Below are 21359 nucleotides of genomic sequence, written 5' to 3' on the forward strand. Positions count from 1 at the left end.
CTCGCGAATCAACAATAATCTTCCTATGTCGTTAGTGTCTGACCTGCGCGCGGATGATCCCCAGCGAATCGGTGCGTACGAACTTCGCGGGCGCCTGGGTCAGGGTGGGCAGGGCGTGGTCTACCTCGGCGCGGACCCCTCAGGGCAGCTCGTCGCGCTCAAATGGCTGCACCCCCACCTCACCGACGACGCCGTCGCCGCCGAGCGGTTCGCCCGCGAGGTGGCCGTCGCGCAGCGGGTGGCGCCGTTCTGCACGGCCAAGGTGATCACGACCGGCGTGCACAACGACCGGCCCTATATCGCCAGCGAATACGTCGAGGGACTTTCCCTGGCCGCCGTCGTGCGCGCGGAGGGCCCGCGGACCGGCGCCAGCCTGTCGCGGCTGGCCATCGGCACCGCGACCGCGCTGGCCGCCATCCACCAGGCGGGCATCGTGCACCGCGACTTCAGCCCCGGCAACGTGCTGCTCGCCTCCGACGGGCCGCGCGTGATCGACTTCGGCATCGCCAGGGCCCTGGAGGGCACCTCCACGATCACCTCGACGCCGATGGGCACGCCCGCCTTCATGGCGCCGGAGCAGATCATGGGCGCGATGGTCTCGCCCGCGGCCGACATGTTCTCGTGGGGGAGCACGATCGCGTTCGCCTCCAGCGGCACGGCGCCGTTCTTCGCCGACTCGGTGCCCGCGGTGATCAACCGGGTGCTCAACGCCCAGCCCGACCTGTCGGCGATCGAGGGCGACCTGCGTGACCTGGTGGCGGCGTGCCTGGCCAAGGACCCGGCCGCCCGGCCGACGGCCCAGCAGGTGATCATGCGGCTGCTGCACAGTCCCGGCGCCGCCCTGCCCGACGCGCCTGTGGGCGCTCCGGCGGGCCCCGCCTCGTGGTCGCCCCCCGGCCCGCCGCACGTCAGCGGCCCCCAGCAACCACCCGCCGGGTACGGCCAGCAGCCCCCGTACGGCCAGCCGCCGTGGGGCGGGGCCCCGCCGCTGTACTCCACCGGCCCGCAGCAGCAGTACGGCAACGCCCCCCAGTACGGCGCGCCCGCGCAGGCACAGAACAGCGGCGCGCAGTTCGGCGGGCAGCAGGGGAGTGGTGCGCAGTTCGGGGGCCAGCAGGGGAGTGGTGCGCAGTTCGGCGGGCAGCAGGGCAACCCCGCCCACTACAGCGGGCCGCAGGGCGGCGGCGCGTTCGCCGGGGGCGGGCCTCAGCAGCCCCCGGGCGGCACCGGTGACATCTTCGGCATGGGCGGCCAGCCGTACGGAACCCCCGCGCAACCGTGGCAGCAACCCGCCACCGCCCCGCAGGAGCAGAAGAAACGCCCCTGGCTCATCGCCGTGATCGCCGCGACGGTCGCCCTCGTCGCCACCGTCGCCGCGGTGATCTTCGTGGTCAACAACACGGGCGAGTCCGGCAAGCAGAACGTCGCCGCCACCTCCCCGGCTCCCAGCGACCCGGCTGCCACGAGCGCGCCCCCGGCGACCCCCGACCCCACCCCGACTCCCACCGAGTCCCCGCAGCCCACCGCCACCGGCGTCCCGAAGACGGACCTGGCCAAGGTGGTGCTCCCCGACGCCAAGGCCAGCGTGTTCTCCCACCCCGACGACCCCATCACCCTGCTCGGCTTCTCCTACAAGAAGACCAAGAACGGCGACTGGGTCGACTACGTCAAGACGTCGGGCTCCTTCCGCGCCTACAACAACTACCTGGCCGCCCGCATGTCGCCGAACGGCAAGTACACGGCCCTGCGCACCACGAAGTACACCAGCGACAACTGGGACACCGTCGAACTGCGCGACAACTCCACCGGCCGGACCACCTCGATCAGGACGGTCAAATCCCCCCAGCAGGCGTACGTGGAGAGCTGGTCGCTCGACAGCACCCGCATCCTCATCAACGTCGGCAAGTACGTCGGCGACGACTTCCACTCCAGCGGCTTCGCCATCATCGACGTCTCCCAGCCGGACGCGCCCGTACGGCCCCGCGTGATCAAGGGCCTGCACAAGGAGACCAACTTCGGCTTCGACCACCGGCAGCAGGGCGTCATCGGCATCACCAACACCGTCTCCAAGCAGATGCTGCGCTTCTACTCGCCCGACGGCAAGCTCGCCAAGACGGTGAAGAACGTCGGCGAGGGCGAGGCCGAGGTGCTCTTCTCGCCGTCGGGCGAGAAGTTCGTCACCGACTGCCCGGGCGGCAACAACAACAGCCACTGCATCTTCTCCACCGCCTCGGGCGCCGAGGTCACCCGCTTCGCCTCGGCGTGCACCTTCCAGAGCGGCTGGTACGACGAGGAGCATCTGACCTGCTGGTCCGACACCGACTTCCGGGTGATCGACTTCGAGGGCAACAAGGTGCGCGAGCTGGCCAGGTTCTCCGAGGCGGTGGGCGACAGGCTCAACCTGTACTACAGCCGCAAGGCCGGTTCCTGATGCTCGACCGGCGATGCGACGCCCTCGCGGACGCGCTCGCCGCCCAGGACCCCGGCGCCGTCCTGGCCGCCATCCAGTCCCTGTTCGAGGCCGCGCAGGGCGGGGACGCCGACGAGACGACCGGGGCTCTGCGGCGGGTGAGCTCGTTCGTCGCCCGGCCCGACGTGCCCCTGGGGCTGCGGGCCGAGCTGGCCCTGCTGTGCGGCGCCCTGGTCGAGAAGGGCGCCGACCCGCGGCCCCTGGTGGAGCCGGTGGCGGAAGGGCTGGCGGAGACGCTGGAGAAGGCGGCGGGATTCGCCGAGGCGTGGCGCGTGGTCAGCGGCAAGGAGCTTCCCGACCCGCCGCAGGACGACCGGAGGACGGCGGCGCTGATCAGGACGCTGAGCGGTGGCCTCCTGCGCCGCCCGAAGCAGCGGATCTCGCGGGACGAGGCGCAGGAACTGGTCGTCGCCTGGTCGGTCGCCGAGAGGTGGAGCATGCCGGCCGCCACGCTCCTGCAGCAGTCGCCCGAGCTCAGGGCCGATCTCGCCGGACGGCCGCGCCTGGCCGCCGCGGTCGCGGCGATAGCCGAGGACCGGCCGGATCTGTGGTGCCTGACCGGGCTGATGGCGGTCCTCGACGGCGAGCGGCTGGTGGTGCTGGAACGGGCGAGCGGCCGCGCTTTCGACGTCGTCATCGGCGGCATCGGGCACAACTACCAGCTGCACACCCTGCTGATGCACACGCTCGTCGGCCCCGGCCTGCTCGACGGGGCCCCGCCCGCGCCCGTCTGGGTGTCGGCGGCGACGGACGGGCCGATGGAGCCGGTCTCGGCCATCCAGGGGCGGTTCAACCTCGTCGGAGCCGACGGCCGGTGGATCTGGAACGAGGGCGTGCCTGCCGACATCCCGGTCCTGGACGGGCGGCGCGTCGTCGTGCTGGACGCCTCGCCGTACCTGCGGACCTGGAACCTCGGGCGGGCCTATCCGATGATGCGCCCGGCGATCACCCTGGAGCGCGAGCTGCCGGGGGACGAGGCGGCGCGATGGCTGGGCCTGGTCAAGCCCGCGACCAGGCACGGCGGCTGAGCAGAGGGCCCGTGGTCAGGGACGGCGGTTGAGCAGAGGGCCCGCCACCAGACGCGAGGCGTGACAGTGGAAGGCCGGGCCCCTGTGTAAGGGACCCGGCCTCGGGGTGGGTGGTGTTCAGCCGTAGACGCCGAGCACCGGGCCGTCGTTCAGTCGAGCACTTCGAGCACCGTGCCCGCGCCGACGGTGAGGCCGCCCTCGCGCAGCGCGAAGCCGAGCCCCGCCTCGACGGCGACGGCCTTGCCCAGCTCCACCCGCACCTCCACGGTCTGTCCCGGCTCGGCGGGACCCGTCAGGTCGAGCCGCCCCGGCACGTCGGTGGTGCGCAGGTAGAACTGCGGCCGGTAGCCCGGCCCGACCGCCGTGCGGCGGCCGCCCTCCTCGGCGGTGAGCAGGTAGATCCGGGCGGTGAAGGCCGTGCGGGCCCGCTGGCTGCCCGGGGCGGCCAGCACCTGGCCGCGCCGTACCTGCTCGCGCTTGACGCCGCGCAGCAGCACGGCGGCGTTGTCGCCGGCCTGGCCGCTCTCCATGGTCTTGCCGAAGGTCTCGACCCCCGTCACGACCGCGGAGTACGGCTCGCGGAAGCCGACGACCTCGACCGTGTCGCCGACGCGGACGGTGCCGCGCTCGATGGCGCCGGTGACGACCGTGCCCCGGCCGGTGACCGTGAGCACGTTCTCGACCGGCATGAGGAACGGCGCGTCCACGTACCGCTCGGGCACGGGGATGTGGTCGTCGACCGCCCGCAGCAGCGCCTCGATGGAGGTCACCCACTGCGGGTCGCCGGCCAGCGCCTGCAGCCCTGAGACCCGGACCATGGGCACCTCGTCGTAGCCGTGCGCGGCCAGCAGCTCGCTGAGCTCCAGCTCGACCAGGTCGGTCAGCTCCGGGTCGGCGCCGTCGGCCTTGTTGACGGCGACGACGAGGTGCTCGACCCCGACCCGCTTGGCGAGCAGCACGTGCTCGCGGGTCTGCGGCATGATGCCGTCCTGCGCCGAGACGACGAGGATGGCGCCGTCGAGCTGCGCCGCCCCCGTGATCATGTTCTTCACGTAGTCGGCGTGGCCGGGCATGTCGACGTGGGCGTAGTGCCTGGTGGCGGTCTCGTACTCGACGTGCGAGATGTTGATCGTGATCCCGCGGGCCGCCTCCTCCGGCGCCCGGTCGATCCGCTCGAACGGCGTGTACGTCGCCCCGCCCCGCTCGCTGAGGACCTTGGTGATGGCCGCGGTCAGCGTGGTCTTGCCGTGGTCGACGTGACCCATGGTGCCGATGTTGAGGTGCGGCTTGTTGCGGACGTAAGCCTGCTTGGTCATGTTCCTTTTCCTTGGAAGCCTGAGGTGTCGTGACCCGTGGGCGGGTCGGTCAACCCTCCCTCGCCGGGTCACATCAGGACTTACGAGGAAGGGTCAGCGCTCCAGGCCGTCGCAGGCACGCTCGAACACACCGGCCGCTGCTGCGGCGGTGGTCGGGAGCGTGTAGCGGAACATGAGCGTCATAGTGCCCGGATCAACTGGTGGGGCGCAACGGATATTCCCGTGAGTGAAACGATTTAACCGTCCTTGACACCTATGCGTCGCCGATTTACGTTCTGCAAATTAAAACGATTTGCCCAGCCAGTCGATGGAGGGCATGTGGTCGTCCTTGAGTTGCGTGACGTGGGCAAGGCCTTCGACGCGGTCCAGGCCCTGCGTGCCGTACGGCTCGGCCTCACGGCGGGCCAGGCGCACGGCCTGGTCGGGGAGAACGGCGCGGGCAAGTCCACCCTGGTGAAGATCCTGGCCGGGGCGCACCCTGCCGACGAGGGCACGCTGCTGATGGACGGCCGCGAGTTGCGGCTGGCGGGACCGGCGGACGCGCGCGCCGCCGGGATCGCGGTGATCTACCAGGAGCCGACGCTCTTCCCCGACCTGTCGGTCGCGGAGAACATCTTCATGAGCCGCCAGCCGTTGCGCGGCCTGCGACGGATCGACGCCAAGGCCATGCGGGCCAGGACCAGGGAGCTGTTCGACCGGCTCGGGGTGCCCATGGACCCCGACCGGCCCGCGCGCGGCCTGTCCATCGCCGACCAGCAGCTCGTCGAGATCGCCAAGGCCCTGGCCTTCGACGCGCGCGTGCTCGTCATGGACGAGCCCACCGCCGCGCTGTCGGGACCCGAGGTGGAACGGCTGTTCGCGGTGGTGCGGGCCTTGTGCGAGACGGGCAGCGCGGTGTTGTTCGTCTCCCACCGCTTCGAGGAGATCTTCGCCCTGTGCGAGCGCGTCAGCGTGATGCGCGACGGCCGCCTGGTCTCCACCGACCTGGCCGCCGAGGTCACGGTGGCGGAGCTGGTGCGGCGGATGGTGGGGCGCGAGGTCGCCGAGATGTACCCCAAGACCGAGGCGAGCAAGGGGCCGCCGCTGCTGGAGGTGCGCGGGCTGACCAGGCACGGCGCCTTCACCGGCGTCAGCCTGACCGTGCACGCCGGGGAGATCGTGGCACTTGCCGGGCTGGTCGGCGCGGGACGCAGCGAGGTGGCGCGGGCGGTGTTCGGCGTCGACCGCCCCGACGAGGGCGAGGTTCTGGTCGACGGCAGGCGGCTGCGCAAGGGCGACACCGCCGCCGCCATCGCCGCCGGACTGGCGCTGGTGCCCGAGGACCGCCGCCAGCAGGGCCTGGTCATGGAGCTGTCGGTGGCGCGCAACGCCACCCTCGCCCGCCGCTGGTCCCTGGCCAGGCTCGGCCTGCTGACCGGCGGCGCCGAGCGGCGGGCGGCCAGGGCCTGGGGCGAGCGGCTGCGCGTCAGGAGCGCGGGCCCCGACGAGGCGGTCTCGGCGTTGTCCGGCGGCAACCAGCAGAAGGTCGTGCTGGCCAAGTGGCTGTCGACCGAGCCGCGCGTGCTGATCGTCGACGAGCCCACCCGCGGCATCGACGTCGGCACCAAGGCCGAGGTGCACCGGCTGCTGTCGGAGCTCGCCGGGCGCGGCGTCGCCGTCCTGATGATCTCCAGCGAGCTGCCCGAGGTCCTCGGCATGGCCGACCGGGTGCTGGTCATGCACGAGGGACGGCTGGTCGCCGACATCCCGCGGGCGCTGGCCGGCGAGGAGACCGTCATGCTCGCCGCCACCGGCCACGGCGGTGCCGGATGACCGCGACCCTGGCCAGGGCCGCGTCGCGCCGGCTGCGGCAGGAGAGCTCGCGCCTGTTCGTGATCAGGGAGCTGGGCATCGTCGCGGCGCTGGCCCTGCTCGTCGTGGTCACCACCGTCGTCAACCCGCGCTTCCTGACCTCGCAGGGCGTCAAGGACCTGCTGCTCGGCTCGACCATCCTGGCGATCCTCGCAGTGGGGCAGACCGTCGTCGTCATCACCAGGAACGTGGACCTGTCGGTCGGATCGGTACTGGGCCTGTCGGCCTTCGCCACCGGCAGCCTGTTCGTGGCGGCGCCGGGGCTGCCCATCCCCGTCGCGGTGGTGGCCGGAGTCCTGCTCGGCGCCGCCTGCGGCGCCGTCAACGGCGGGCTGATCGCCGCCGTCCAGGTGCCGTCGCTGGTGGTCACGCTCGGCACCCTGTACGTCTTCCGCGGCATCGACTACACGTGGGCGTCGGGGCGGCAGATCAACGCCGCCGACATGCCGGGCGCCTTCCTGGCCATGGGCAACACCACGCCCGTGATGACGATGTTCGCGATCGTGGTCCTGGCGGCTGCCGGGTACTACCTGCGCGTCTTCCGCGGCGGGCGCGAGCTGTACGCGATCGGATCCCACCCCGACGCCGCCCGCCTGGCCGGCATCCCGGTCGGGCGCAGGGTGCTGGCGGCCTTCGTCGTCTCCGGCGCGCTCGCCGGGCTGGCCGGGGTGCTGTACGCGGCCAGGTTCGGCACGCTCGACGCCAACGCCGGGACCGGCCTGGAGCTGAACGTGGTGGCCGCCGTGGTCGTCGGGGGCGTGGCCATCTTCGGCGGCAGCGGATCGGTGTACGGCGCGGCGATCGGGGCGCTGCTGCTCACCACCATCGGCAGCGCCCTTCCGGCGCTCGGGGTGAGCCCCTTCTGGCAGCGGGCGAGCGTGGGCGCGCTGATCCTGGCCGCCATCGGGCTCGACAGGGCGCTTGCCGTACGGCTGGCCAGGACGCTGAGGAGCGGCCGATGAGAGGCGTGGTCGTGGTGGACAGGGGCGGCCGATGAGACGCCTGGTCCGAGGGCTCGCGTCGTGGGACGCGGTGGTGGTGGTCGCCCTCGTCGTCGTGGTCGCGGTCGGCGCCCTGGCGATCGAGGGGGTGGCCAGCCCCCGGTTCTGGCGGTTCGTCTCGCTGGAGGTCATCCCGATCGCGCTCATCGCCCTGCCGATGACGCTGGTCGTCATCACCGGCGAGATCGACCTGTCGGTCGCCAGCGTGCTCGGCCTGACCTGCGCGACCATGGGCCAGCTGTGGGTGTGGGGCGTCACCTCGCTGCCGGTGCTGGTCGCCGCCGCCCTGCTGCTGGGGGCGCTGCTCGGCGCGGTCAACGGCCTGTTCGTGACCGGGTTCGGGCTGCCGTCGCTCGCCGTGACCATCGGCACGCTCGCCCTCTACCGCGGCCTGGCCTACGTCATCCTCGGTGACCGCGCGGTGGCCGACTACCCGCCGGAGTGGGCGAGCGCCGCGATCGCCCCCATCCCCGGGCTGACGATCCCGTGGATGATCATCGTGGTGGCGGTGCTGGCCGCCGGATTCGGCGTCGTGCTGCACGCCACGCCGATCGGCCGCGGCCTGTACGCCATGGGCAACAACGCCGAGGCCGCCCGCTTCACCGGCATCTCCGTCAGGCGCACCAAGTTCTGGCTCTTCGTCGCCACCGGCGCCATGTCCGCGCTCGCCGGCGTGTTCTGGACGTTGCGCTACGCCAGCGCCCGCGCCGACAACGGCACCGGGCTCGAACTCGCTGTGATCGCCGCCGTGCTGCTGGGCGGCGTCTCGATCTTCGGCGGCAGGGGGCGCCTGGCCGGCGTCCTGGCCGCGGTGATCCTGCTCGGCACCCTGCGCAACGCCCTGCAACTGGCCGACGTGCCCGCCAACACCCTCACCATCATCACCGGATCCCTGCTGATCGTCTCCGTCGTGGGACCCAACGTCGTCGTCAAGCTCCGAGCCAGAAAGGACACATCATGGCAGCGAGGAGTGCCCTGGCGATTCTCACAGCGCTGAGCCTTGCCCTCGCCGGATGCGCGAGCCAGGAACAGCCCGCGACCCAGCCCTCCCCGGGTGGTTCCGCTCCCGCCGGGACCACGATCAAGGAGGGACTGAAGATCGCTTTCCTGCCCAAGCAGGTCAACAACCCCTACTTCGACACCAGCGACAACAAGGGCGGCAAGCCCGCCGTCGAGGAGTTCAAGGGCGTCTACAGCCAGACCGGCCCCTCGGAGGCCAGCCCGTCGGCCCAGGTCAGCTACATCAACACGCTCTCGCAGCAGGGCACCGATGTGATCGTGGTGTCGGCGAACGACAAGGACGCCATCTGCGGCGCGCTCACCGAGGCCCGCCAGGCGGGCGCCAAGGTCGTCACCTACGACTCCGACACCAACCCGACCTGCCGCGACCTGTTCATCAACCAGGCCAGCGCCGAGGGCATCGCCGCCTCCCAGATCAAGCTGATCTCCGACGCGGTCGGCCCGGACGGCGGGGAGATCGCGATCCTGTCCGCCACCGCGAACGCCACCAACCAGAACGCCTGGATCGAGATGATGAAGACCGAGCTGGGCAAGCCGGAGTACGCCAAGCTCAAGCTCGTCACCACGGTCTACGGCGACGACGACGACCAGAAGTCCTTCCAGGAGGCGCAGGGCCTGCTGGCCTCGCACCCGAACCTGAAGGGCATCATCTCGCCGACCACCGTGGGCGTCGCGGCGGCGGCCCGATACCTGTCGGGCTCGGAGTACAAGGGCAAGGTCCAGCTGACCGGGCTCGGGACGCCGAACCAGATGCGCGCCTACGTCAAGGACGACACCGTCAAGTCCTTCGCCCTGTGGAACCCCGCCGACCTCGGCTACCTGGCCGCCTACGCCGGGGCGGCGCTCGCCTCCGGGCTGATCACCGGGAAGGAGGGCGAGACGTTCACCGCGGGCAAGCTCGGCGACTACACCGTCGGCAAGGACGGCACCGTGCTCCTGGGCGACCCGTTCGTCTTCGACAAGGGCAACATCGACACCTTCGACTTCTGAGCCAGGCGGCTCACCGTGGCCGGACCAGGTCGCGGAGCCGCCCTGCCACGGGATCGTCCGGGCGGCCGGCGAAGGCGATGCCCAGCCATCCGGCGGCGTCGAGCCGCAGGAGGTCGTCGCGCACGGACGGGTCGGCGCCGCGTTCCATGAGCAGCCGGACCACGCGCGGCCGGCCGCTCTGGATCGCCCAGTGCAGGCCGGTGCGCCCGAGGTAGGGAGCCACGTCGGGATGCACGCCGTGGTCGAGGAACCAGCGCACCACCTCGACCCGGCCGTGCTGGCAGGCATGGACGAACGCCTCGCCCACGGTCTCCGCCGGGTCGTCGGAGGGCGGCAGCCGGGAGGGGAAGCCCGCGCCGGTGTCGGCCAGATCGGGGCGCGACGGCGCGGCGCCCGGCAGGAGGGCGCCGTCCGGGCCGAAGCAGGCTCGCACCAGGTCGAGCCGGCCGCAGGCGGCGTAGGTCCACAGCGCCCGCGGGGCGATCACGCGCTCGGCCAGCAGGTCGACCACCGCCGTGTGGTTGTGGTAGATCGCGTTCTCCAGCGCGGTGACGCCCCGCGCGCGGGAGGCCGGATCGGCGCCCGCCCCGAGCAGCAGCCGCACCAGGTCGACCCGGTCGAAGCAGGCCGCCCTGGCCAGGGGGAGATCCAGGTCGGTGGCCTTGGCGACCAGCACGGCGACCGCGGGATGCGGCGCGCCGAGGTGCTTGCCGAACCTGGTGCCGTCCGGAGCTTCGGGGCCCGCGACCATGTGCAGCAGGGTGTCGGCCTGCTGCGGCGTCAGGCCGGTCAGGAGATCGAGGTCGCCGGACAGGACGGCCCCGGCCTCGCGGCGCAGCAGCCGCTGCCGGTCGCGCCGCTCGCCGAGGTCGCGCTGGGACTTCTCGGTGAACGCCACGAGCTCGCGCCAGGTCGGGAAGCCGAGTTCCCGCGCGATGATCAGCCGCGTGTCGGTGAGCCCGGCGGCGGCGCCGGATGTCGCGGCGGCGTGCCGGGGCACGTAGGCGCGCAGCCGCCGCAGCGCGCCCGGGTCGTCGCGGCGCACCTCGGCGAGCAGGAGCGCCGCCATCGAGTCGTACACTCCAGGCCTGACGCCCATGAGGCGGGAGACCGGCCGGTCCTCGATGCCGGCGCGGCCCTCGACGTGGGCGCGGAACTCGGCCCAGGTCCTGAAGCCGTGCTCCTGGGCGAGCACGAACTGGGCGTCGCTGAGCAGGAACCGTCCGGCGGCGCGCCCGCCCAGAACGTCGCGGACCTGGGCCGCGGCCTCGGGGTCTCCGGAGGTGTGGGCGTGGTGCAGGTGCTTGGCCCGCTTGCGGTAGAACTCCAGGTTCGGGTGGGCGGGCAGCTCGAAATGACGGTCGGCCATGGCAACCTCCTTCGTCGCCGGTGTCCGCTCGCCCGGCCGGAAAGAGGTTGGTCCTGTCGAATACGCCGACGTGCCCGTCGAGGTGGGAAAATCCCTGCCCGCGGACTGGCAGCGCCCTCGCACGCTCCCTTCAGAGTAGGCATCGCCCCCGCGCCGGGGCAACCGTCAGGAGGCGGGGCGGGCGATGCCGTTCTCGTAGGCGAAGACCACCGCCTGGGTGCGATCGCGCAGGCCGAGCTTGTCCAGGACACGGCTCAGGTACGCCTTGACCGTGGCCTCGGCCAGGTGCATGGCCGCGGCGATCTCCGCGTTCGACAACCCGCGCGCCACGTGGGCCAGCACCTCGTGCTCGCGCGCGGTCAGCGACGCCAGCCGCCGGTCACGGGCGGCGGGCTCCGGACGCATGTGCGGGGCGAACCGCTCCAGGACGCGGCGGGTGACACGCGGGGACAGCGCCGCCTCGCCCGCGGCGACATGGCGGATCGCGTCCAGCAGGTCCTTTGGGCGGGTGTTCTTCGGCAGGAATCCGGACGCTCCTGCGTTCAGCCCGGCGAAGGCGTACTCGTCCAGGTCGAAGGTGGTCAGGATGAGTACGCGGGAGCGGGGGCTGTCGCGCACGATGCGGCGGGTGGCCTCGATGCCGTCCATCCCGGCCATGCGCACGTCCATGAGGACCACGTCGGGGCGCAGCCGCCAGGCGAGCCGGGCGGCCTGCTCGCCGTCACCGGCCTCGCCCGCCACCTCCATGCCGGGCTCGGCGTCGAGGATCATCCGGAAGGCGGTCCGCAGGAGGGGCTCGTCGTCGGCGACGAGGAGCGTGATCATCGCGGCTCACCCAGCTCCAGGACGGCCAGCACCCGCCACCCACCCGGCACCGGCCCGGCGTGCAGGGAGCCGTCGTAGATGGCCACCCGCTCCCGCATGCCCGCGATCCCCCGCCCGTGGCCCGCGGTGCGGGGGAGGGGAGTCGCGTCGAGGTTCGAGGCCGAGGGATGGGGGTCGTGCGCCTTGGAACCGGCGGGCGCGGCCGGGGAGCGCATGTCGGTGACCTCGATCTCGGCGCGGTCCGGCGACAACGTGAGCCGCACGACGGCGCGGGCTCCGGGCGCGTGCCGCAGCGTGTTCGTCAGCGCCTCCTGAACCACCCGGTAGATCGTCACCTGCGCCGCCGCCGGGACCGCCGCGACGGTGCCCGTCACGTGGACGCTCGTCGCCAGCCCGGCCGCGCGCATCCGCTCGGCCAGGGCGCCGAGCTGGGCGATGCCCGGCGCCGCTTGGCTCGGCGCGGCCTCGGCGCCCAGGGAGCGGCGCATGTCCTGCAGAGCCTGCCGCCCCGTCGTCGCGATCTGCTCCATCGCCCCCTCGGCCAGGCCCGGGGCGGTGGCGCGGACGTGCAGGGCGCTGTCGGCCAGCGCCACCATCACCGACAGGTTGTGGGTGACGATGTCGTGCATGTCGCGGGTGATCCGCGCCCGTTCCTCCGCCACCGCCAGCCGGGCCCGATGTTCGCGGTCGCGTTCCAGGGAGGCCACGTGCGCCTGCCGTACCCGGGTCCATCGGCCGGCCATGAGGGCGGCGGCGGTCATGGCGCCCAGGGCGGCCACGGCGAAGGGCAGCCGGCCGGGTGGCGCCCAGCGGGCGGCGGCGAGCACGGCTCCGGCCCCGACGGCGGCTGTCGCCACGAGGGCGTGACGCCACGGGCGGTGCGCGGCGACCGTGTAGAGGGCCACCAGCAGCGCGGCGTCGGCGGGAAGCTGCACGTCGAGCGCCCACTGGACGGCGGCGGCCAGGCCGATCGTGCCCAGCACGGCCAGGGGAGCCCGCCTCCTCCAGGCCAGCGGGGCCACCAGCGCGACCTGCAGCGCCGGCAGCCACGGCGGGCCCGAGAGCACCTGGCCCGGTCCCAGCGTGACCAGGAACAGGGCGGCGGCCAGGAGCGTGTCGGCCGGCAGGGCGAGGCGGGCCGCCGGGACGTCGGCTGGTCTCATGATCTTCACCCTAGGCGGGTGAGCGGGGCGTTCCCGCTCCTCCTCGGGGAGGAGCGTCATCCGGAAGTCGCAGGCGGGGACGAGACCTGAGCAGCTGGCCCGCCGGCGACGCCGGGTGCCAGCCTCGTCGGACGTCGATTCCGTTCGAGGAGCTCTCATGTCGTTCAAACTCGCCGCACTGGTCGTGGCCGTCCTCCCGGTTGTCGCGGTCCCGGCGGCGGCGCAGGTCAAGGAGCCGGTCAGGGTCAGCCTGCCGGCGCCCGGGGGACCGTACCCGGTCGGGACCGTGGCCGTGCGGCTCGTCGACCGTTCGCGGCCCGACCCCCTGGTGCGCGCCAGGCCGTACCGGGAACTGATGGTCAGCCTGTGGTATCCGGCGAAGCCGGGCGGCGGGCCGCGCGCCCCCCACATGTCCCCGCTGGCCGCCGCCGACTGGGACCGTCACTCGGCCCCGCCCATGGGCATCGGCAAGGGCGCCGTCGACTGGGCGGGCACGCGCACCACGGCCCGCGTGGGCGCGCCGGTCGAGCGGCGGGCGGGCAGGCTGCCGGTGGTGCTGTTCGGTTCGGGCGACGGCGGCCCGCGCACGCTGGGCACGACCCTGGTCGAGGACCTGGCCTCGCGCGGGTACCTGGTCGTCACGGTCGACCACACCTACGAGGCCGACCAGGTGGAGTTCCCCGGCCGCCGGCTGGTGCGCGCCCTGCCGCTGCCCGCGAAGCTGACGCCGGAGGTCATCGAGAAACTGCTGGCCAAGCACGCGCGGGCCCGCCTGGCCGACATGCGCTTCGTCCTGGACCAGGTCGGCGTGCTGGCCCGGGGGCGCGGGATCGGCGCGGTGCCCGTGGGCATGCCCGGCGCGCCCGACATGACGCGGGTCGGGGCGCTGGGGCAGTCGCTCGGCGGCTCGGTCGCCGCGCAGCTGACCCGCGACGACCGGCGGGTGGACGCGGGCGTCAACCTCGACGGCGCCTACGTCGGCGAGGTGGCCGAGCGCGGCGTGGCCAGGCCGTTCATGCAGCTGGCGGCCGAGACGCACACGCGCGAGTCCGAGCCGAGCTGGAAGTCGTTCTGGCGGGCCTCCACCGGGTGGAAGCGGGAGCTGCGGTTCAAGGGCGCCGCCCACGGCTCGTTCACCGACCTGCAGGCGCTGCTGCCGCAGGTGGCGGCGCGGGTGCCGGGGGTGCCGCTCGCGGACTTCGTGGGCATGGCCGACCCGGGACGGTCGGTGGCGGCCCAGCGCGCCTACGTGGCGGCCTTCTTCGACCTGCACCTGCGCGGCAAGGCGACCCGGCTGTTCGAGGGCAGCGACCCTCGCTTCCCCGGCGTCTCCCTCATCCCCTGACCACGGTTAGGGGGACGGCACAACGATGGGCCGCGTCCTTCGTGCGCGGCTCCGAAGAACCATCAGGAACGGGGCCATACGGTTCGACCATGCGCCGCCTCACCCTGGATGACCTCTATCGCCTAGCGACGCCCGCCGACCCGCGTCTGAGCCCCACGGGCGACGCGGTCGCCTACACCCTGACGACGGCCGATCGGGAGGCCGACGCGAACCGTACCGAGATCTGGCTGGCCGCCCCCGGCCGCGCGCCCCGCAAGCTGGCCGACGGCACCGCGCCGCGCTGGTCGCCCGACGGCCGCACGCTGGCCTTCCTGCGCCCGGTCGACGGCGCCGCCCAGCTCCACCTTCTGCCGATGGACGGGGGCGAGGCGACGGTCCTGACCAAGGCGCCGCTGGGCGCCGGGGCGGCCGTGTGGTCGCCGGACGGCACGCGCATCGCGTACAGCGGCCCCAGCGGCTCCCTCGACCCGCATGCCCCGGTGGTGGCCGACCGCCTCGACTACAAGGCCGACGGCACCGGCCTGCTGCGCGGGCTGACGGCGCAACTGTTCGTGGTCGACGTGGCCACGCGCGAGAGCACGCAGGTCACCTCGGGAGACTTCCACGCGGGCGAGCCGTCGTGGGAGCCGGGCGGCGCCAGGCTGACGTTCGTCTCCAGCATGGCGCCCGACCGCGACCTGGTGGTGGGCGGCGCGGTCTACGCGGTGCCGGTACGGCAGGGCGAGGCGAAGGCCGGTGACGCGGAAGAGGAGGGCGGCGAGCCGCCCGCGCCGGAGTGCCTCACCGGGCCCGAGCTGATCGCGATGGCCGCCTGGTGGCTCGGCGAGCGCCTGGTCGTCGCGGGCCTGCGCGGAGGCCCCTCCGGCCACGTGCGCCTGTTCGACGAGCACGGCGAGATCGAGACCGGCCTCGACCGCAACGTGATGGTCGGCGGCCCCGGCTACCCGGGCGCCCCGCCGTCGCTGCGCGGCGAGGAGCTGCTCTTCTGCGCCAGGGACAGGGGCCGCACCCACCTGTACGGCCTGGCCGACGGCAAGGCGGCCAAGCTCCTCGACGGCGACCAGACGATCTCCGGCGTCAGCGTCGCGGGCCAGAGCATCGCCTACGTGGCCTCCACCCCGCTCAGCTCGGGCGACGTCCACCTCGACGGCGAGAAGCTCACCGACTACGCCCTGGACGGCGTCGAGCTGGTCAAGGCGCGCACCCGCACCTTCACCGCGCCCGACGGCACCCGGGTCGAGGGTTTCGTGCTGCGCGACCCCGCGACGGCGGGCCGCTCGCCGCTGCTGCTCGACATCCACGGCGGCCCGCACAACGCGTGGGCGCCCGACTTCGACGGCGTGCACCTCTACCACCAGGTCCTGGCCGCCCAGGGCTGGACGGTGCTGACGCTGAACGTGCGCGCCAGCGACGGGTACGGCGAGGAGTTCTACACCGCCGCCCTCGGCGGGTGGGGCCTGGCCGACCAGGACGACTTCCTGTCGGCGGTGGACGAGCTGGTCGCCGACGGCATCGCCGATCCCGAGCGGCTGGCGGTGACCGGCTACAGCTACGGCGGCTACATGACGTGCTGGCTGACCGGCCGGACGGACAGGTTCAAGGCGGCGATCCCCGGCGGCGTCGTCACCGACCTGACGAGCATGTCGGGCACCTCGGACGCCGGGCTGTACCTGAAACTGCACGAGCTCCAGGGCGACCTGGTCCGCCAGTCACCGTTCACCCACGTGGCGAAGGTGACCACCCCCACCCTGATCCTCCAGGGTGAGAACGACGACCGCTGCCCGGTCGGCCAGGCCGAGCAGTGGTTCGCGGCGCTGCGCGAGCAGGGTGTTCCCGCGCGCCTGGTGCGCTACCCGGGCGGTTCGCACCTGTTCATCCTCAATGGCCGCCCCTCGCACCGTTTCGATTACAACGAAAGGATCGTCCAGTGGCTGGAGCAATGGGTCACCGGCTCGCAGAGCTGATCGCCGAATACGAGGTCCCGGGCTCGAACCTGGCCTACTGGCATCAGGGCGAGCTGCACGAGTACGCCGCCGGCGTGCTCAACACCAGCACCGGGGTGGAGGTCACCACCGACTCGCTCTTCCAGATCGGCTCGGTGACCAAGGTCTGGACCGCCACCCAGCTGATGCTGCTGGCCGAGCAGGGCCTGCTCACGCTCGACACCCCGGTCAAGCAGCTGCTGCCCGAGTTCGAGGTGGCCGACCCCGAGGTGACCGAGCAGGTGACCGTGCGCCACCTGCTCAGCCACACCAGCGGCATCGACGGCGACCTGTTCCTCGACACCGGCCGCGGCGACGACTGCGTCGAGAAGTACGTGGCGGCCTGCGCCGACCTGGAGCAGAACCACCCGCTGGGCGTCACCCAGTCCTACTGCAACTCCGGCTTCATCATCGCCGGGCGCATCGTGGAACGCCTGACCGGCAAGGTCTGGGACCAGGCGCTCAGGGAGCAGATCCTGGAGCCGCTCGGGCTCACCCACACGTGGACGCTCCCCGAGGACGTGCTGCGTTTCCGCGCCGCCACCGGCCACGTCGAGGGCGGCGCGCCCGCCCCGATCTGGGGCCTCATGCGCTCGGCGGGACCGGCCGGGCTGATCTGCGCCCGCCCCGCCGACGTGGTCGCCTTCGGCCGCGCCCACCTGGGCACCGAGCTGCTCAAGCAGCCCGAGGCGATGTGGGAGCCGCAGGTCGCCATCCCCGACCCGCACGCCCTGGGCAGCCACTGGGGCGTCGGCTGGATCCTGGACACCTGGGACGGCAAGCGGGTCATCTCGCACGGCGGCAACACCATCGGCCAGCACACCATGTTCTGGGTGGTGCCCGAGACCGGCACGGTCGTGTGCGTCACCTCCAACGGCGGCCACTCGGGCGCCTTCACCCACGCGGTGGCCACCGAGCTGTTCGCCGAGCTCGACGGCCTGACCGTGCCGCCGAGGCTGACGCCGCCCGCCGAGCCGGTCGAGGTCGACGTCACCCGGTACACCGGCGTGTACGAGCGGGTCGGCGTCACCATGACCATCACCGAGGCCGAGGGAGGCGTCAAGCTCGTCGCCGAGTCGACGGGCGCCCTGGCCGAGCTCTCGCCGGGCTGGGAGATGACCATGGTCCCGGTCGACGAGACCACCTTCGTGGGCCGCCGCGAGGGCGACCCCCAGTGGTTGTCCGGAGTCTTCTACCAGCTGCCCGACGGCGCGCCGTACCTCCACCTCGGCGTGCGGGCCACCCCCAAGAAGGAGACGGCGTGAACCTGCAGAAGCGCCTCAACGACGCGGTCGACAAGCACGGCGTGCCCGGCGCGGCGATAGCCGTGTGGCACGGCGGCGAGCTGCACGAGGCCGCGTCCGGCGTGCTCAACACCCGCACCGGCGTGCTGGCCACGCCCGACAGCGTCTTCCAGGTCGGCTCCACCACCAAGGTGTGGACGGCGGCGCTGGTCATGCAGCTGGCCGAGGAGGGCCTGGTCGACCTCGACGAGACCGTCGTCGCCTACCTGCCCGACTTCCCGGTGCAGGGCCACATCACCGTGCGCCACCTGCTCACCCACACCGGCGGCTTCGACGGCGACCTGTTCGAGGACACCGGGCGCGGCGACGACTGCCTCGACAGGTATCTGGGCTTCCTGAAGGACGCCGGCCACGTGCACGCGCCTGGCGAGCTGTTCTCCTACTGCAACGCCGGATACTGCGTGCTCGGCGCGCTGGTGGCGCGCCTGCGCGGCACCACGTGGGAGCAGGCGCTGCGCGACCACCTGATCACCCCGCTGGGGGTGACGCAGGCGGCGCTGTTCGGCGAGGAGGCGGTGCTCTTCCGCGCCTCGGCCGGGCACATCGGCCCCGACAACCAGGTCTATCCGCAGTGGCAGATGCCGCGCTCCAACGCCCCAGCCGGTTCGACGTTCTGCCTGGCGCCGCGCGAGCTGGTCCGCTTCGGCCGCATGTTCCTGGCCGGAGGCGTCGCCGAGGACGGCACCCGCGTGTTGTCGGAGGCGACGGTCGAGGCGATGCTCACCACGCAGGTCGAGGTCCCGATCCGGCACGGCATGCTGGGCGACCGCTGGGGCCTGGGCTTCGAGCTGTTCGACTGGGGCGGCTACGGCCACGACGGCGGCACCCCCGGGCAGTCGACGTTCTGGCGCGTGGTGCCCGGCAGCGACCTGTCGATCGCGCTGACCGTCAACGGCGGCGGCGCGACGGGCCTGATCGTGGAGCTGGCCGTGCCGCTGATCGAGGAGCTGACCGGGCTCAGGCTGCCCGCGCAGCCCGTGCCTCCGGCGAGCCCCGGCGCGTTCGACGCCTCGGTGTACGCGGGCCGCTACCAGGGCCCGCAGATGGCCTACGAGGTCAGCGCCGCCGGGGCCGAGCTGGAGGTCGCCCTGATCCCCGGCGAGCTGATGAAGAGCATGGGCCAGGAGGGCAAGGTCGCCCGCTACGTGCACCTCGCCGACGACACCTTCGTCGCCGTCGAGGCCGAGGAGGGCCGGCACGAGACGGTCTCCTTCGTCGTGCGCGACGGCCAGGCCGCCTACCTGCACAACAGCAGGGCACTGCCCCGTGTATGAGATCTTCGTCCACGCGCGTGACGTGGACGGGGAGGCGGAGACGGGCGAGCGCGCCGACGACCTGGTCGTGCTCGCCTCCGTCTTCAAGATCCCGATCGCGCTGGAGTACGCCCGCCAGGCGGCCGAGGGGCTCATCGACCGCACCGAGCGCCTGACGGTCACCGAGCGCGACAAGGACGGCGGCATCGGCACCTCGGGCTGCGCCGACGACGTCTCCCTGACGTTGCGCGACCTGGCCCACTTCATGATGACGATGAGCGACAACGCCGCGACCGACGTGCTGCTGAGGCGCGTCGGATGCGACAACGTCAACGCCACCCTGCGGGACCTCGGCCTGAAGCGGACCCACCTGATCGGCGGGTGCGCGGAGTTGTTCGCCCAGATCGACTTCCCGCTCGAGGAGATCACCGACGACCTGATCCGCGACTGCGCGGTGCGCGACCCCGAGCGCACCACCAGCGGGACCCCTCGCGAGATGACCACGCTGCTCGGCCTCATCTGGCGCGACGAGGCGGGCCCCGCCGAGGCGTGCGCCGAGGTGCGCACGATCATGGGCAACCAGGTCTGGCCCCACCGCCTGGCCTCGGGCTTCCCCGACGAGGTGAAGGTCTCGGGCAAGACCGGCACCCTGTGGGGCGTGCGCAACGAGGTGGGCGTGGTGGAGTACCCCGACGGCAAGAGGTACGCCGTCGCGGTGTTCGTGCGTTCCGGCCACTTCGGCTTCCGCGACCCGGAGGCCGACCGGGCGATCGGCAGGGCCGCCCGCGAGGCAGTGGACAGGTTGCGTGTATCTTGACGCGATGAGCACCCGGCCGCGAGCCAGCCTGCGCAGGATCCTGGAGGACCTGGGCAGCACTGTGCTGAACGTGGCCGTGGCCGCCGGTGACCCCGACACCGAGGTCACCGGCGTGCACATCTACGACCCGCTCGACGATCTGGCGCCCCCGGCGGGCTCGCTGCTGCTGGCCGTCGGGGTCGAGAGCGCCTCGCGCATCCACGAGCTGCTCGCGCTCACGCCGTCCGCCGCCGGGCTGGTGGTCAAGCAGCCCGTCGACGTCGACGACGGCGTACGGCAGGCGGCGGCGAGCACCGGCACCACGGTGCTCGGCCTGACCAGGGCCGCCTCCTGGTCGCAGGTCTCGGCCCTGCTGCGCACGCTGCTGGCCGAGGGCGAGCTGGAGGAGGAGCCGCAGGACGACCTGTTCAGCCTGGCCAACGCGGTGTGCGCGCTGCTCGACGCGCCCGTCACCATCGAGGACCGCTCGGCGCGCGTGCTGGCCTTCTCCACCCGCCAGGAGGAGGCCGACGCCGGACGCATCGCCACGGTGCTCGGGCGCCAGGTGCCCGAGGAGTACCAGCGCATGCTCTTCGAGCGCGGCCTGTTCAAGCAGCTGTACCAGAGCCGCGAGCCGATCTACATGGAGCTCGACGGCGACAGCATGAACCGTGTGGCGATAGCCGTACGGTCGGGAGACGAGATCCTCGGCTCCATCTGGGCGGCGGTCCACGAGCCGCTCAGCGAGCAGCGGCAGCGTGCCCTCACCGACGCCGCCAAGATCGTCGCGCTGCGGCTGCTGCGCGAGCGCGCCGGCGCCGACACCCAGCGGCGGCTGCGCGCCGACCTGCTGTCGACCGTGCTCGCCGGAGGCCAGGGCGCGGCCGAGGCGGCCGGCAGGCTGGGCCTGGCCACCGAGCGCCTGTGCGTCCTGGCCGCCCAGCTCACCCAGCCGCAGGAGGCCGACCTGGCCAAGCGCGAGAGCGACCGCCAGCGCTTCTGCGACGCGCTGGCCCTGCACGTCGGCTCCATCCATCCCAAGGCCGCGGCCGCGCTGGTCGGCACGGTCGCCTACGCCATCCTGCCCAGCCACTCCGACGAGCGGGCGGTCAAGGTGGCCGAGAGTTTCCTGTCGAGCGTGGCCCCCCGCTACGAGGCCAACGTCGGCGTCGGGCGCCTGGCCCACCACCTGGCCGAGGTGGCACGCTCCAGGGTCGACGCCGACCGGGCGCTGCGCGTGCTGCAGACCAGGGGCACGTCGGGCCAGGCCGCCGACTACTCGGCCGTGCACGTGGAGTCGCTGCTGCTGCAGGTGGCCGACGCCGCCGCCGCGGAGGAGCAGACCCCGACCGGCCCCTACCAGCGCCTGCTGGCCTACGACGCCGAGCACGGCAGCCAGCTGCTGGCGACCCTGCGCGCCTACCTCGACGCCTTCGGCGACGTCAACGTGGCCTCCGCGCAGGTGATGGTGCACGCCAACACCTTCCGCTACCGGCTCAAGCGGCTGGCCGAGATCGGCGAGTTCGACCTGCACGACCCCGAGGCGCGCTTCGCGCTGCTGCTGCAGATGCGGATCTTCGGGCTCTAGCACGACGGCGGCCGCGCTTTTCGTGACCGGGCACGAAGCAGCGCCATGCCACCAGGGG

The 21359-nt window shown here is 72.8% G+C and carries 16 protein-coding genes; 12 read left to right on the forward strand and 4 right to left on the reverse strand.

Features of this window, described 5'->3' with window-relative positions; genetic code table 11:
* Positions 1-25 precede the first annotated feature (25 nt).
* Together ACIBH1_RS09795 and ACIBH1_RS09800 are read left to right on the forward strand one after the other, a co-directional pair.
* Positions 26-2431: a protein kinase gene (locus ACIBH1_RS09795; RefSeq protein WP_397313256.1), complete on the forward strand. Its 2406-nt coding sequence runs from the start codon at positions 26-28 to the stop codon at positions 2429-2431.
* A complete protein-coding gene (locus ACIBH1_RS09800) occupies positions 2431-3498 on the forward strand; it encodes a hypothetical protein (protein ID WP_397313257.1) in 1068 nt (355 codons plus the stop codon). The genes ACIBH1_RS09795 and ACIBH1_RS09800 overlap by 1 nt, the downstream gene beginning before the upstream one ends.
* Before the next feature lie 149 nt (positions 3499-3647).
* Here the strand turns inward: ACIBH1_RS09800 and tuf are convergent, their stop codons facing one another.
* A complete protein-coding gene (gene tuf, locus ACIBH1_RS09805; protein ID WP_397313258.1) occupies positions 3648-4814 on the reverse strand; it encodes an elongation factor Tu in 1167 nt (388 codons plus the stop codon).
* A 342-nt stretch (positions 4815-5156) separates the two neighbouring features.
* On the opposite strand from tuf, the gene ACIBH1_RS09810 reads away from it, so the two are divergent.
* The 4 genes from ACIBH1_RS09810 to rhaS are packed head-to-tail and all read left to right on the forward strand — an operon-like array spanning position 5157 to position 9676.
* Entirely contained in the window at positions 5157-6626 is a 1470-nt protein-coding gene (locus tag ACIBH1_RS09810) for a sugar ABC transporter ATP-binding protein (RefSeq protein ID WP_397313924.1), read from the forward strand.
* Positions 6623-7627 carry an ABC transporter permease gene (locus ACIBH1_RS09815; protein ID WP_397313259.1) on the forward strand — a complete coding sequence of 335 codons (1005 nt, stop codon included), beginning with the start codon at positions 6623-6625 and terminating at the stop codon, positions 7625-7627. Before ACIBH1_RS09810 ends, ACIBH1_RS09815 begins: the two co-directional genes overlap by 4 nt.
* Positions 7628-7658: 31 nt before the next feature.
* Positions 7659-8663, forward strand: a complete 1005-nt coding sequence (locus tag ACIBH1_RS09820; RefSeq protein WP_397313260.1) for an ABC transporter permease — start codon at positions 7659-7661, stop codon at positions 8661-8663.
* Complete coding sequence (rhaS, locus tag ACIBH1_RS09825) at positions 8624-9676, forward strand: rhamnose ABC transporter substrate-binding protein (protein WP_397313261.1); 1053 nt, start codon at positions 8624-8626, stop codon at positions 9674-9676. The genes ACIBH1_RS09820 and rhaS overlap by 40 nt, the downstream gene beginning before the upstream one ends.
* A 10-nt stretch (positions 9677-9686) precedes the next feature.
* On the opposite strand, the gene ACIBH1_RS09830 is transcribed toward rhaS, so the two are convergent.
* The 3 genes from ACIBH1_RS09830 to ACIBH1_RS09840 all read right to left on the reverse strand — a co-directional run bounded on the left by ACIBH1_RS09830 (position 9687) and on the right by ACIBH1_RS09840 (position 13033).
* Positions 9687-11045 carry an ankyrin repeat domain-containing protein gene (locus ACIBH1_RS09830; RefSeq protein ID WP_397313262.1) on the reverse strand — a complete coding sequence of 453 codons (1359 nt, stop codon included), beginning with the start codon at positions 11043-11045 and terminating at the stop codon, positions 9687-9689.
* Between the two features lie 165 nt (positions 11046-11210).
* A complete protein-coding gene (locus ACIBH1_RS09835; protein ID WP_397313263.1) occupies positions 11211-11870 on the reverse strand; it encodes a response regulator in 660 nt (219 codons plus the stop codon).
* Positions 11867-13033: a sensor histidine kinase gene (locus ACIBH1_RS09840; protein WP_397313264.1), complete on the reverse strand. Its 1167-nt coding sequence runs from the start codon at positions 13031-13033 to the stop codon at positions 11867-11869. Before ACIBH1_RS09840 ends, ACIBH1_RS09835 begins: the two co-directional genes overlap by 4 nt.
* Positions 13034-13190: 157 nt before the next feature.
* On the opposite strand from ACIBH1_RS09840, the gene ACIBH1_RS09845 reads away from it, so the two are divergent.
* The 6 genes from ACIBH1_RS09845 to ACIBH1_RS09870 all read left to right on the forward strand — a co-directional run bounded on the left by ACIBH1_RS09845 (position 13191) and on the right by ACIBH1_RS09870 (position 21301).
* On the forward strand, positions 13191-14378 hold the full coding sequence (locus ACIBH1_RS09845; RefSeq protein ID WP_397313265.1) for an alpha/beta hydrolase family protein: 1188 nt from the start codon (positions 13191-13193) through the stop codon (positions 14376-14378).
* Between the two features lie 89 nt (positions 14379-14467).
* Positions 14468-16342: a S9 family peptidase gene (locus tag ACIBH1_RS09850; protein WP_397313266.1), complete on the forward strand. Its 1875-nt coding sequence runs from the start codon at positions 14468-14470 to the stop codon at positions 16340-16342.
* Complete coding sequence (locus tag ACIBH1_RS09855; RefSeq protein WP_397313267.1) at positions 16306-17625, forward strand: serine hydrolase domain-containing protein; 1320 nt, start codon at positions 16306-16308, stop codon at positions 17623-17625. Before ACIBH1_RS09850 ends, ACIBH1_RS09855 begins: the two co-directional genes overlap by 37 nt.
* Complete coding sequence (locus ACIBH1_RS09860) at positions 17622-18938, forward strand: serine hydrolase domain-containing protein (protein WP_397313268.1); 1317 nt, start codon at positions 17622-17624, stop codon at positions 18936-18938. The genes ACIBH1_RS09855 and ACIBH1_RS09860 overlap by 4 nt, the downstream gene beginning before the upstream one ends.
* On the forward strand, positions 18931-19734 hold the full coding sequence (locus tag ACIBH1_RS09865) for a serine hydrolase (protein ID WP_397313269.1): 804 nt from the start codon (positions 18931-18933) through the stop codon (positions 19732-19734). The genes ACIBH1_RS09860 and ACIBH1_RS09865 overlap by 8 nt, the downstream gene beginning before the upstream one ends.
* Before the next feature lie 4 nt (positions 19735-19738).
* Positions 19739-21301: a PucR family transcriptional regulator gene (locus tag ACIBH1_RS09870; protein ID WP_397313270.1), complete on the forward strand. Its 1563-nt coding sequence runs from the start codon at positions 19739-19741 to the stop codon at positions 21299-21301.
* Positions 21302-21359: the final 58 nt, after the last annotated feature.

Source organism: Nonomuraea sp. NPDC050663 (genome assembly GCF_044456985.1).
GTDB lineage: Bacteria > Actinomycetota > Actinomycetes > Streptosporangiales > Streptosporangiaceae > Nonomuraea.

Coding starts and splice junctions, on each gene's coding strand:
- ACIBH1_RS09850 (WP_397313266.1), top strand. CDS start 14,468: ATGCGCCGCCTCACCCTGGATGACCTCTATCGCCTAGCGACGCCCGCC.
- ACIBH1_RS09820 (WP_397313260.1), top strand. CDS start 7,659: ATGAGACGCCTGGTCCGAGGGCTCGCGTCGTGGGACGCGGTGGTGGTG.
- ACIBH1_RS09845 (WP_397313265.1), top strand. CDS start 13,191: ATGTCGTTCAAACTCGCCGCACTGGTCGTGGCCGTCCTCCCGGTTGTC.
- ACIBH1_RS09870 (WP_397313270.1), top strand. CDS start 19,739: ATGAGCACCCGGCCGCGAGCCAGCCTGCGCAGGATCCTGGAGGACCTG.
- ACIBH1_RS09830 (WP_397313262.1), bottom strand. CDS start 11,045: ATGGCCGACCGTCATTTCGAGCTGCCCGCCCACCCGAACCTGGAGTTC.
- ACIBH1_RS09815 (WP_397313259.1), top strand. CDS start 6,623: ATGACCGCGACCCTGGCCAGGGCCGCGTCGCGCCGGCTGCGGCAGGAG.
- tuf (WP_397313258.1), bottom strand. CDS start 4,814: ATGACCAAGCAGGCTTACGTCCGCAACAAGCCGCACCTCAACATCGGC.
- ACIBH1_RS09840 (WP_397313264.1), bottom strand. CDS start 13,033: ATGAGACCAGCCGACGTCCCGGCGGCCCGCCTCGCCCTGCCGGCCGAC.
- ACIBH1_RS09800 (WP_397313257.1), top strand. CDS start 2,431: ATGCTCGACCGGCGATGCGACGCCCTCGCGGACGCGCTCGCCGCCCAG.
- ACIBH1_RS09795 (WP_397313256.1), top strand. CDS start 26: ATGTCGTTAGTGTCTGACCTGCGCGCGGATGATCCCCAGCGAATCGGT.
- ACIBH1_RS09835 (WP_397313263.1), bottom strand. CDS start 11,870: ATGATCACGCTCCTCGTCGCCGACGACGAGCCCCTCCTGCGGACCGCC.
- rhaS (WP_397313261.1), top strand. CDS start 8,624: ATGGCAGCGAGGAGTGCCCTGGCGATTCTCACAGCGCTGAGCCTTGCC.